Here is a 12,159-nt window from a genome sequence, read left to right on the forward strand (position 1 = left end):
CTGTCTCGGTGACGCCGGCGTGCGGGTCGCCGTCAGCGGGTGGCGCGCTGGACCGCGGCGCCGACGACCGAGTCGACGCGCGCGCCCCGGCGCGTGATGCCGAGCTCGTGGCGCAGCGCGGCGGCGAGCTCGTCGGGAGTGCGCTCGGTGCCGTCGGACACCAGCCACGCGACGAGGTCGTCGAGCTGGTCGTCGGAGTACGCGCTGACGGGCAGACCGGGACGGACGTCCGGGCGCGGACCGCCCGGCACCGCCAGCGTCGGCTGGACGACGCGGACCGCACCCGTCATCGGCGCGGCGGCCTCCATCACCCCCGGGATGTCGGCGGCGGTCGCCGGAGCGGCCCCCGTCACCGGGACCGCACCCGTCGCGGGCGCGCCACCGGCGGCGGAGCCCGGGTCCGACGGGGAGGCGTCCGCACCCACGGCACCGGGCGCAGCACCCGCGGGTCCGTCCGCCGGCGCGACGGCCGTCAGCGGCACCGCACCGGTCGCCGGAGCGTCGGACACCCGGCGCTCCCCGGGTCCGGTGCCGCCGCCCGCGGGCAGGTCGGCACCGGGGACCACCGCGAACCCGGTGAGGGTCGGCGCGGGCCCGGTGCCGTCGTCGTCGAGCAGGACCCCGTCGAGGTGCGCCCCCTCGGGCAGCAGCAGGCGGCCGCGGCGACGCTGCTCGGCCGTGCGGGCCAGGCGCTCGTCGGCGACCGCGTGCAGGGCGCGGCGGATGCGGTCGACCTCGGCCTCGGGGTCGAGGAACGCGGCGGCGGACCAGACCCGCAGCACGCTCCACCCGAGGCGCTCGAGGCGCTCGGCGACCTGCCGGTCGCGGACGCGGACCGACGGCTCGGTGAGGTACGCGTCGTCGTCGGTGAGGACCGCGACCAGGAAGCTCGCCGGGCAGCTCGGGGTGGCCGACGGCGAGCGGGAGGTGCAGCCCACCGGGCAGACCGTGGTCGAGCTCGACGACGAGGCCGTGCCGCCACAGGCGCTCCGCGAGGTCGACGACGAGCCGGTCGGGCGCGTGGTCCGCGGGCCGCTCCTCGGCGAGGGGCGCCGTGACGGGCTCGGCCTCGTGGGTGTCGTCGGTGAGCTCGCGGGCCGGGTCGGGCGCGGGCGCCGGGTCCTCGACGAACGGGGCCACGGCGCGGTCGGTCTCCCCCGCGGCGCGGCGCTCGGCGAACCGCAGCAGGTCGGCGAGCAGCCGGGGCCCGGGTCCGCGCAGCCGCTCGGGGTCGATGTCGGCGGTCGCGAAGCAGGACACGACGTCCAGGCGGTGCCGGGTGACGCCCAGCGCGGCGAGCAGCAGCGCGTCGCCGCCGGGGCCGCTGATCGGGCCGAACCGGTGCAGCACCCGCCCGTGCGGGGTCCGGCCGAACCCGAGCGACAGGATCAGGGCGTCCCGGCGCAGGCCGGCGACGTTGGTGAGGTCGGTGACGACGAACGGCTCCGGCCGGGTGCCGTCGAGCGCGGCGGCCAGCGACGGCGAGTCCCGGACCTGCGCGAGCACGGCCTCCCGGACCTGCGCGGTGTGCAGGGCCGACGCGGTGACGACCGCCAGCGACTCCTCGGGGTGGGTCAGGGCGTGCTCGATGACGAGCTCGACGACCCGGTCGACGTCCGCGCGGGTGCTCTGCACGGCCCCGGTGCCGTCAGGCATCCCGGTGCCGTCGGGCACGAGGTGGTGGCCGACGGCGGCGGCGCTGGTGGGCAGCGGCGTCGGCGACAGGACGTCGGCGTAGCCGTGCGCGGCGAGGAACGCCGTCAGGTACGGGTCGCGGCGGGAGGCGTCGGCGCGCAGGTGCACCGTCGGCAGCACGTCGGCGAGCTCGCGCACGGCGGTGCCCGAGGCGCAGCGGCGGTCGCCGACGACGACGACCTGGCGGCCGCGGGCCAGCGCGGGCAGCGCGACCTCGACGGGCAGGTGGGCGGCGGCGTCGATCACGACGAGGTCCACGGTCCGGGCGGCGGGCAGCACCTGCGGCACCAGCATCGGTGCGGCGGCGAGCACGGGCCGGAGCCGCCGGGCGACGTCGGGGTACCGCTCGAAGGTCTCGCGCAGGCCGGTGGTGCGGTCCTCGACCAGCTCCGCGAACAGCGCCTCGGTCTGCTCGGTGTGCAGCGCCATCGTGCTGCGGACGTGCGCGGCGGCGCGGGCGCGCACCGGGCCGGCGAGCGCGGCGGTGTGGGCGACGTCGAGCTGGCGGTACTCCGCGGCCAGCCGGCCGAGGGTGCGACCGTCGTACCCGGCGAGCGCGGGGTCGGCGGTGAGGATCTGCTCGAAGACCGTGCTCCACCAGGCGAGCTCGAGCTCCGCGCCGACCAGGTCCGGGGCGACCCGGCGGTCGGCGAGGTCGTCGAGCAGGTCGCCGAGGCCCGCGGCCACCAACGACCGGACGAGCCGGGTGCGCTCGGGCAGCACCGCCAGCGACTCGCGCGCGGCGACCAGGCGGCCGGCGCGCTCGCGGACCTCCGCGAGGGGACGGCCGAGCAGGTCGCCGCCCTCCGGGGTGCCGGCGAGGACGGCCGCGAGGGCGTCGACGTCGTCGCGGACCTCGCGGTGCTCCGCCTCGATCTCCGCGAGCCCCTCGGGCAGCCGCGGCCAGCCGCCGGCGGGGCAGTGCGCCTGCCAGATCCCGCGCTGCCGCTGCACGTCGAGCAGCGCCGCGTGCAGGTCCGCGACGGGGCGGCCGGGGCGCAGCAGGTCCTTGGCCTGCTTGCGCAGCCGGCGCCGCAGCCAGTAGCCCATCGGGGTGCCGTGCTCGGCGCGCCAGGCCTTGCTCGCGGTCGCGGCGACCATGTCGGCGGGGTTGCGCTCGAAGACCAGCGGCTGGAACACGTCGAGGACGCCGCGGACGCCGTGCAGGACGTCGAGCTGCTCGGCCCAGGCGGCGAGGGCCGTCGCGGGCGTGAACCCGGTGACCTCGGCGACCTCGGCCACGCGGCGCTCCACCGCGGCCAGACCGGACTCCCCCGCGAGCCGCTCGGCCCGGCGCAGCGCGTCGGCGGCCTCGGCGTCGGACAGCAGCGCGGCGCCGTACCAGGGGGTGTCGACGGGGCGCAGCGTGAACGCGCCGGCGCGGGCGGCCTCGGTGCAGCTCGGCGCCCACGGTCGCGCGGCGGGCGGCGTCGAGCGACCGGGCGACCTCGCCGGGCAGGCGGACGGTCGTGCGGGGCGCGGGGCGCTGGGCGGTGAGGGTGGCGAGCGCCTGGAACGCGTCGTACGCGGAGGCGCCCCAGGGCTGCCGGACGAGGTGCAGGCCGTCGACGTAGCCGCGCAGGCGCTCGCGCCGCTCGACGAGGGACCGGCGCAGCTCGCCCGCGGCGACGGGGTCGCCCGCGTCGACGTCGAGCGTCATCGCGCCCATGAGCCGCCGGGCGGAGGCCTGGCGCCACGCGGCGTCGGGCGCCACGTCGAGCAGCACCTCGTCGACGCCGAGCTGCTCGAGCCGCTCGCGCAGCGCGACGGCGGCGCGGCGGTGGCCCGGGACGTAGAGCACGGTGCGGCCGCCGGCGGCGGCGTCCGCGACCAGCGCGGCGAGCGTGCCGGTGACGTCGCTGTCCGCGGGGGCGTCGACGAAGACGTGCGTCCCGCCGGCCACCACGTCGAGGACGTGCTGCTGGGCGGGGTCGAGGTCGCCGACGCCGCGCTCGGTGCCGGGGTCGCGGTCGCCGCGGGCGGGCTCGGGCAGGGCCACGGCGAGCCGCTCGGCGGCCTCGGGGACCCCGGCGAGCGCGGCGACGACCTCGTGGCGCTCGAGCGCCGGGGCGAGCCGGTCGAGGTCGTCGACCAGCACCTGCCCCGGGTGCACGAACGTGCCGACGACGATGCGGTCGACCAGCTGGAAGTCGTCGAGCACGGCGGCGCCGAGCGAGGTCAGCCGGGTGATCGCGTCCCGCGGGTCGAACCCCGACCCGGTGAAGGCGCTCCGGGCGACGGCGCCCGGGTCGAGCAGCGCGCCGCGGGCCCGCAGCGCCCGGGCGAGCACGGGGTTGACCTCGAGGGACGGCTCGAGGGTGAGCTCGTAGTCGCTCTCGGCGGTGCCGCGGGCGCGCAGCGACACCGGGCGGAGCAGGACGGGGGCGCGCACGCGGCGCGGCGTGCTCGCGGGGGCCTCCCCGGACCGGTCGTCGTCTCCCGCACCGGCGGCGTGCTCGCTGGTGGCGGTGGCGATGGCGGCGACGTCGTCGGTGGCGACGTCGGGGGTGCTCGGCTCGGTCCAGGACGCCACCCCGATCGCGAGGTAGGTCGGCGCGATGCCGTACTGCTGCGCGTAGGTCCCGGCGCGGGCGGCGACGGCGCGGGCCCGGCGGCGTGCGGTGCCGAGCGCGGCGCCCTCGCGCACGAGGTTGGACAGCCGGGTCTCGCGGCCGGCAAACAGCTGCGCGGTCCCGGACGGGTGCGCGGCGGACAGGTCGAGGGCGGCGTCCCCGAGCAGCTCGACGTCGGCGAGCGTGGACCCGCCGGCGGCCTCGACCAGCGCGGCGCGCCAGGTGCTGGTGGCGCCGGCGACGAGCTCGGCGGCGGACGGCGGCTCGACGAGCACGGGGCCGGAGGCCTGCCCCGCACCGGGGTCGTCGGCCTGCGGGCCGGGGCGCCGGTCGGCGGCGGGGCGTGCCCCGTCCGTCCCGGTGCCCGGGGTCACGGCGGCGGGGTCCGGCCTGCTCGACGCGGGGTCGACCGGCGCGGACGGGACCGGAGGGGTCGACGGGGTCGACGGGGCGACCGGGGCCGCCGCCGGGGAGGCGGCCGGCTTGCCGAGGGCGGGGCGGCGCGCGGGGACCTTCACCCGTCGAACGCTAACCGCCCGGGGGCCGCCAGGGCACCGTGACGCGCCGCCGAGCGGGGTGATCACGCGGAACCCGCCGTGCCGGGCGACCGGCCGGAGCGGTGCTCGACGGGCGGTCGGGGCGGCCGTCGGTGCTGCTCGGCCGGGAGGTAGTCGACGGTGCGCACCGCGCAGGGGGCAGGCGATGCGCACCGTCGGGATGAACTATGGCCCCGGGGTGGTGCAGCGGTCAACAACCTGGCGTCCTCCCGGGTGAACGCTCACACAGACTGGTCACAGGCCCAGGGCGTCGCCCCAGGTCGCGCGCCCGGGGGTGTGGGCGAGATCACCCGCCGCCACCCGGCCGTGGTGGCCTGGCGGGACCTGTCAGCCGCTGCAGGCCCCGCCGGCAGCACCATGTCTAGACGCCGGCCGGGGCCGGTCGTCGACCTGAGTGCTCCGGCCGGGGCCGGACTGAGTGGCCCGGGCCCGAACTGGGTGGCGCGGCCGGCGCGCTAGGTGGTCGACCGGCGGCGCCCGGCTGCGTGGTCACACCTCGGCCCACCCGCCCAGCGATCCACGGCTCCCGAGACCCAGCTTCCGCAGCGCGCGGCTCATGTGGTTCTCCACCGTCCGCACGCTGAGTCCGAGGCGGTCCGCGATCTGCCGGTTGCTCAGCCCGTCGCGGGCGAGCACCGCGACCTCGCGCTCCCGGGTGGACAGCGGCTCCTCGCGGAGCGACCCGCGCCGGCCGGTGGCCTCCGGGATCCGACGCGCCCGGGCCGCGAGCGCCGCCTCGTCCAGGCCCAGGATCATCTCGGCCTGCTGCGCGAGCCCGGGGGCGACGAGCGCGCGGGTCCGCGGCAGCGCGGCCTCGACCGCCGGGCGGTCGCACGCGGCGATGCCGAGCAGCAGGCGGACGTACGGCTCCAGCAGCGGCACGTCCGACCGGTCGAGCACGTCCCGCACCACGGCGGCACGCGAGGGCGGCAGCGCCGCGGGCCCGCCGACCCAGGTGAGCAGAGCGGGCTGGAGCAGGCCGGCCTCGGCGTAGCGCAGCCCCGCCTCCCAGGCTGTCCCCGCGGCGCTCTCGGCGTCCCCCGCCGCGGCGACGGTCGCGACCCGGGCGAGCACCCGCAGCGAGCGGACCAGCGGGTGGTAGGTCCGCGGGGTCGAGTCGAGCTCGCGGAGCATGACCCGGGCGAGCGTGGCGTTGCCGGCGTGGGCCTGGAGCACGGCCGCGACGGTCATGCCGCGCCGGTGGAACGTCGTCTCGATGGGACCCGCGGGCCCCAGGCGCAGCGCCGTGCTGACCACCCGCCACGCCGCACCGGGCTGCCCGGCGAGATACAGCACCTCCGCCAGGACGCACGCGTGCACCCGGATCCCGAGCGCGTCGACCTCCGCGTACGCGGCGTCGAGCATCCGGCGCTGCCACCCCTGGGCCTCCGCGAGCCGCCCGCACATCGCGAGCCCCTCCCCGCGCAGCGCCGCGAGGTAGTGCCGGACCTCCGGCTCCGCGTCCCCGACGTCCGCCGTCGCGCACACCCGGACCGCCTGCTCGGGCCACCCGCCCTCGAGCAGCGCGGCGGCGCGCACCACCGCGGGCCAGCCGCGGAACAGGCGGACCGGGACGTCGGCGTGCGGGGCGTCGGCGATCTCGTCGGCGCTTCGGCCCTCGCCGAGCTCGCGCAGGACCTGCTGCTTCAGGTCCCGCAGACGCAGGAGCGGACCCGGGTCCGCGGGGCCGTCCCCCAGGCCCGCGTCGACGTCCTCGGTCGCGTCGCCCCGCCACCCCTGCCACCGGGCGCGGTAGTACGCGAAGGTGAGCCGCTCGTCCTCGCCGTCCCGCTCCGTCGGCCGGGTGCCGTCGAACACCGCCTGCAGCTGGTCGGTCGCGGGCCGGCGCATCAGCTGGGCCAGGTACGCGTTCGCGGTGCGCAGGGACGGCGCGAGCAGCCACGCGGACCGGAGCGCGGACTCCTCGACGGTCGCCCGCTCGTGCACCAGGCCCGCCAGCTCGGCCGTCCACCGCCAGTACGTGTCGCTCTCCGCGGTCACGTCGCCCAGCAGCACGGCGGTCGGCTCGTCCTGGTGCGGCCGGTGCGGGACGAAGCCGGGACCCGTGCGCGCGTCCACCCGGTCGGCGAGCCGGCGGCGCCGGTGCGGGCTGGTCCGCTCGCGCAGCACCCGGGCGAGCACCGGGGGCGCGACGCCGTACATCTCGTCCGACTCCGCCACGTCGTGGCTGACCACGCGGCCCGCCTCGAGGAGCTCGGCCAGCACCGCGGGGTCCACGATCTGCTCGGCGACCCCGGCGGGCACCGGGCCGATGCCGGACAGCAGCTCGAGCGCCTCGACGACCTCGGGCCGGGCGTCCGACAGGAAGACGTACGCCACCGGGGCCGCCGGGACGTCGACCAGGGTGCCGTCCTCGGCCCACAGCCCGTCGACCCGGCGCAGCGCGCCGGCCGCACGGGCCGCGTCGGTGAGCGCCACGACCGCGCGGGGGTTGCCCCCGGTCTGGGCCAGCACCGACGAGGTCAGGCCGGTGTCGGCGGGGGCGCCGAGCAGCGAGCTCAGCAGGGCCGCCACGGCACGGAACCCGAGGGGCGGCAGCCGGACCTCTGCGGGGGCGCGCTCGACCAGCACCTCGCGCATCGCGTCGGTCGGGCTGCGCAGCGGGTCGGCCGTGCAGCTCGCCACCAGCACGCAGCTGGTGCGGCCGAGCACGCGGCGCAGCACCGCGAGGCTGCGGGCGTCCATCCGGTCGACGTCGTCGACGAGCAGCAGCGAGCGCCGGCCGACCAGCTCCTGCGCGAGCCACGCGGTGAGGACCGTCTCGTCCGCGGTGCGGGGCGGCGCCGACGCGTGGTCGAGCAGCGCGGCGAGCGGCCCGGTCCCGCCGGCCCGCAGCAGCATCCCCTGCAGCCCGCGTCGCGACGCGTCCGCCAGGAGCGACTCGAGCACGGTCGTCTTGCCCGAGCCCCGGTCCCCCCGCAGGAGCACGTCCCGGCCCAGCGGCAGCCAGCGGTGCACCGCCCCGACCGCCGCCGCGAATCCTTCGACCTCCATGCCGGTGCCCTCTCGTTGGTGTCCCGAACCCACGCACACTGCGGGTTCCGCACCACTCACCGAGCACCGCCCGCCCACCTACTCAGCAGGCGGCAGCGCGGTGACGCCCCGGGCGCGAGCCGGTTGAGTGGCCGTCGACGCACCTCTGCCGGTACCTACCCAGTCCTCCGCGGCCGCAGCGCGGTCCCTGCCCGGCGGCTACGCGCGGGGCGTGAGCCGCAGCCCCGGGATCACCGGCGCGGGCAACGGCGCGTCCGCGTGCCCCGTGACCCGGCCGAACCGCGGGGCCGGGCCGGTGACGTCGGCGATCTCGGCCTGCCACTGCGTGCGGGCCGCGACGACCTCCTCGTGGTCGCGCCCGATGAAGTTCCACCACATCACGATGCGCTCGCCGAGCGGCAGCCCGCCGATGAGCAGCACCCGCACCTCGGCGTCGCCCGTGGCGGTCAGCGTCAGCGTCGTCGCACCGGGGGCCCGGTAGAGCAGGTGGTGCACCGGCGCCGGCGTCCCGTCGACCGCGACCGCCCCCGCGTCGACCAGGACCGCGTGCTCGAACGCCGGGTCGACCGCGAACGCGTGCGCCGCACCCGGCCGCAGCCGCACCTCCGCGCCGACCAGCGGGGAGAACGTCGGCACCGGCGACGTCGACCCGGCCAGCGACCCGAGGAACACCCGCGCCTCGCCGCCGTCGAGCGCCGTCACCGGCGGGACGTAGTGGTCGAACGCCGGGTCGGCGTCCCGATCACGCTCGGGCAGCACCGTCCACAGCTGCACGCCGTGCAGGACGGTGGTGGCGGGCGTGGAGTCCTCGGAGTGGCTGATCCCGTGCCCCGCGGTCATCAGGTTGAGCTCGCCCGGGCGGACCAGGCAGTGCGTGCCGAGGCTGTCGCGGTGCTCGATCTCCCCCGAGAACAACCAGGAGACGGTCTGCAGCCCGGTGTGCGGGTGCGGCGGGACCCGCATCCCGCCCGTGAGCGCGACGTCGTCGGGACCGTAGTGGTCGAGGAAGCACCACGCACCGACGAACGACCGGGCACGCTGCGGCAGCGTGCGGCGCACGGACATCGCCCGGATCCCGCCGAGTGGGACGTCCCGGGGCTCGAGCACCTCGGTCCCCGCGGGCGGGGCGGTCGGGCGGCAGTCGTGCTCGGTCGCGACCGCTTCGAGGTTGGTCATGGCGTCTCCCGGCGGTGGTCCGCGGCCGACCGGCGTGCGCCGGCGTGGCGGCCAGGGTACCCACGGCACCGACCGGCGGCGCCGCCCCGGGTCAGCCGCGCCGGAGGCGTGCGGCGTAGGCGTCGAGCACGTCGAGGACCCCCTCGTGGACCCACACGCGGTTGCGCTGCCGCCCGCTGCGCTCGACCAGCACGCCGGCGTCCGCGAGCTGCTGGAGGGCCCGCTGCGCCGTGACCGCGTTGAGGCCGAGCCGCTGCACGAGGAACCGCGAGCTGACGACCGGCTGTGCGACGAGCTGCGGCAGCACCTGCCAGGCGGCGGCCTGCGGCCGGAGCGCGCCGAGCGCGAACCTCGCCGCGTCGACCTGCGCCGCGAGGTCGTCCACCAGCCGCCGGCCGGTGAGGGCGGCGTACCGGCTGGCCCGCGTGAACTGCTCCACGATCGGCCGGGCGTCGCCGGCGCGGTACGCCGTGAGGGCGTCGACATAGGCCTCGGTGTCGGTGAGCAGCCCCGCGGAGACGGGTGCGGTGGTCCGCGTCATCACCCGCTTCGCCCGCAGGATCGCGTGGACCAGCGCCCGCCCCGTGCGCCCGTTGCCGTCCGCGAACGGGTGGATGGTCTCGAACTGCGCGTGGGCCACGGCCGACTGGAGCAGCACGGGCAGGTCGTCCCGCGCGATGAACCGCACCAGGTCGGCCATCGCGGCGGGCACGAGGTCGGCCTGCGGGGCGATGTAGGCCGCGCCGCGCGGGCTGATGCCGCTCGTCCCGACCCACACGAGACCGTCCCGGTACCGCCCCGCGTGAGCGCCCCACCCGGGCTGCGCCGCCAGGAGCACCCCCTGCATCGTGAGCACCGCCTGCTCGTCCAGGCGGTCGGCGAGGTCCAGCGCGGCCTCCATCGCCCGGACGTTGCCCACGACGACCGTGGCGTTCTGGCTGGTCGACTGGTCCAGCTCCGCCAGCGCCAGCTGACGGGCGCCGACCGTGACGTTCTCGATCTGCGAGGACGACGTCGACTCCGTCCGCAGCAGGATCGACGACATCGGACCGAGCACCGGGTCGTCGAGCCCGAGTGTCGCTGCGGCGTAGCTGTCCAGCCCGGTCAGTGCGGTCGCGGCCTCCTCGACGTCCGCCGCCAGGTCCGCCGGCACGGGCGGGCGGTAGTCCGCGATCGCGGGCGGGACGCTCGAGAAGTACGAGCCGGATCCCGCGGCGACCTGGGCGCGGGTCGACATCCCGTCGGTCTCCGCGATCCAGACGTGCTCCGTGCTCGCGAGCGGAGCGATGGGGAGCGGGTCGACCATCGGACCATCTTACTTACAGTTTCGACCGAACTGTAAGTACCACGCTCGCGTCCGGACAGATCCTCGGGCCTGCGCGCTCAGAGCCGCAGCGCCCGGCGCAGCACCGCCGCCACCGCCACCCCGCCGAGCACCCACGGCCCCGCGACCAGCACCACGTCGAGGGGCTGGTGCCGGACATCGGCCCGCCCGCGGCGCGATGCGACCGGGTGGGCGTGCAGCTCCGCGCTGATCCCCGTCTCGGTGACCGGGTTGTCGGGCCGCAGGGTCGCGAGGGAGCGCAGGTGCGCGGTCGTCGCGTCGACCCGGTCCGCGGCGATGAGCAGCAGCCAGTGCGCCGCGCGACCCTCGCTGAACCGTTCGTAGGCGTAGCGACGGATCGCCCCCGCGGGCCCGTGCAGCGGCTGCGCGGTGCCGAACACGGGCGGCAGCATCGTGTGCTCCACGGACCGCTCGCGCGGGACGGTCTCCTCCTGGCGCTCCGGCAGCACCCAGTGCGCGCCGGTCGGTGGGAGGTCGTCGCGCTCGCGCGGGGTCGACGGGCGGTCGGCGGGGTCGAGGTCGGCACCCCACCCGGGGATGCGGGCGCGGAGCTGGTCGGGCGTCTCCGGCAGCGGCGGCTTCTGGGCGGTGTACGGCATGTCCGGCTCCTCCTCAGGCCTCGTCCGGGACGATCAGCGGCTTGATGATGCCGTCGAGCTTGGCGGACATCATGTGGTACCCCTCGGCGATGTGCTCCAGCGGGATGCGGTGCGTGATCACGTCGCTGGGCGTGAAGTAGCCGGCCCGCAGGTGCTCGAGCAGCCGGGGCCACTGGCGCTTCACGGGTGCCTGGTTCATCCGCAGGGTGAGGCCCTTGTTCATGGCGTCGCCGAACTTCACCGCAGAGAACATCGGCCCGTAGGCACCCATCACGGAGACGGTGCCGCCCTTGCGGACACCGTCGATCGCCCAGTTCAGCGCGACGGGTGAGCCGCCCTGGAGCTCGAGCTTCGCGGCGGTGACGTGCTGGACCAGGTTGCCGTCGGCCTCGGCGCCGACCGCCTCGATCACGCGGTCGAACCCGAGCCCGTCGGTGGCCTTCTTCATCTCGACGACGATGTCGTCGTACTCGGTGTAGTTCCGGGTCTCGGCGAGCGCGAAGGTGCGTGCCTTCTCCAGCCGGTACTCGAGCTGGTCGATCACCACGACGCGTCCGGCGCCCATCAGCCACGCCGACCGGGCGGCGAACTGCCCCACGGGCCCCGCACCGAGGACCGCGACCGTGTCCCCCTCGGCGATGTCCGCGAGCTGCGCGCCGAAGTACCCGGTCGCGAGCGCGTCGGTCATCAGCACGGCGTCGTCGTCGTCCAGCCAGTCCGGGATGACCGAGGGACCGACATCGGCGAACGGCACCCGCACGTACTCGGCCTGCCCGCCGTCGTAGCCGCCGGTGGTGTGCGAGTACCCGTAGATGCCGCCGACCGCGGTGGCGTTCGGGTTGACGTTGTGGCAGTTGGAGTACAGGCCGCGCGCGCAGAAGAAGCACGTGCCGCAGAAGATGTTGAACGGCACCATGACGCGGTCGCCGACCTGCAGGTTCTGCACCGACGAGCCGACCTGCTCGACGACGCCGATGAACTCGTGCCCGAACGTGTGCCCGACCCGGGTGTCCGGCATCATCCCGTGGTAGAGGTGCAGGTCGGAGCCGCAGATCGCGGCGCGCACCACCCGCACCACGGCGTCGTTCGGGTGCTCGATCCGGGGGATGTCCTTCTCCTCGACGCGGACCTTGTACGGCCCGCGGTACACCATCGCGCGCATGCGACTCCCTCGTCCCTGTCGGTCCCTCCAGCGTGGG

At 77.0% G+C, this 12,159-nt stretch carries 7 protein-coding genes; 1 reads left to right on the plus strand and 6 read right to left on the minus strand.

Annotated features, from left to right (window positions below; genetic code table 11):
* Window positions 1–32: 32 nt before the first annotated feature.
* Entirely contained in the window at window positions 33–938 is a 906-nt protein-coding gene (locus tag AC1VL8_RS01535) for a hypothetical protein (RefSeq protein ID WP_483076169.1), read from the minus strand.
* Between the two features lie 2,123 nt (window positions 939–3,061).
* Between AC1VL8_RS01535 and AC1VL8_RS01540 the strand changes: the two genes are divergently transcribed.
* Window positions 3,062–4,828: a thioesterase domain-containing protein gene (locus tag AC1VL8_RS01540; protein WP_483073848.1), complete on the plus strand. Its 1,767-nt coding sequence runs from the start codon at window positions 3,062–3,064 to the stop codon at window positions 4,826–4,828.
* A 486-nt stretch (window positions 4,829–5,314) separates the two neighbouring features.
* Here the strand turns inward: AC1VL8_RS01540 and AC1VL8_RS01545 are convergent, their stop codons facing one another.
* The 5 genes from AC1VL8_RS01545 to AC1VL8_RS01565 all read right to left on the minus strand — a co-directional run bounded on the left by AC1VL8_RS01545 (window position 5,315) and on the right by AC1VL8_RS01565 (window position 12,122).
* Window positions 5,315–7,840 carry a helix-turn-helix transcriptional regulator gene (locus AC1VL8_RS01545; RefSeq protein ID WP_483073849.1) on the minus strand — a complete coding sequence of 842 codons (2,526 nt, stop codon included), beginning with the start codon at window positions 7,838–7,840 and terminating at the stop codon, window positions 5,315–5,317.
* Between the two features lie 198 nt (window positions 7,841–8,038).
* Entirely contained in the window at window positions 8,039–9,016 is a 978-nt protein-coding gene (locus tag AC1VL8_RS01550) for a pirin family protein (RefSeq protein WP_483073850.1), read from the minus strand.
* 91 nt (window positions 9,017–9,107) lie between these two features.
* Window positions 9,108–10,322: a Fic family protein gene (locus AC1VL8_RS01555; protein WP_483073851.1), complete on the minus strand. Its 1,215-nt coding sequence runs from the start codon at window positions 10,320–10,322 to the stop codon at window positions 9,108–9,110.
* A 77-nt stretch (window positions 10,323–10,399) separates the two neighbouring features.
* On the minus strand, window positions 10,400–10,960 hold the full coding sequence (locus AC1VL8_RS01560) for a hypothetical protein (protein WP_483073852.1): 561 nt from the start codon (window positions 10,958–10,960) through the stop codon (window positions 10,400–10,402).
* Window positions 10,961–10,973: 13 nt separating this feature from the next.
* Complete coding sequence (locus tag AC1VL8_RS01565; protein ID WP_483073853.1) at window positions 10,974–12,122, minus strand: zinc-dependent alcohol dehydrogenase; 1,149 nt, start codon at window positions 12,120–12,122, stop codon at window positions 10,974–10,976.
* Between the last annotated feature and the right edge of the window lie 37 nt (window positions 12,123–12,159).

The organism is Cellulomonas sp. KU4C (genome assembly GCF_056868065.1).

Coding starts and splice junctions, on each gene's coding strand:
- AC1VL8_RS01545 (WP_483073849.1), bottom strand. CDS start 7,840: ATGGAGGTCGAAGGATTCGCGGCGGCGGTCGGGGCGGTGCACCGCTGG.
- AC1VL8_RS01550 (WP_483073850.1), bottom strand. CDS start 9,016: ATGACCAACCTCGAAGCGGTCGCGACCGAGCACGACTGCCGCCCGACC.
- AC1VL8_RS01555 (WP_483073851.1), bottom strand. CDS start 10,322: ATGGTCGACCCGCTCCCCATCGCTCCGCTCGCGAGCACGGAGCACGTC.
- AC1VL8_RS01560 (WP_483073852.1), bottom strand. CDS start 10,960: ATGCCGTACACCGCCCAGAAGCCGCCGCTGCCGGAGACGCCCGACCAG.
- AC1VL8_RS01565 (WP_483073853.1), bottom strand. CDS start 12,122: ATGCGCGCGATGGTGTACCGCGGGCCGTACAAGGTCCGCGTCGAGGAG.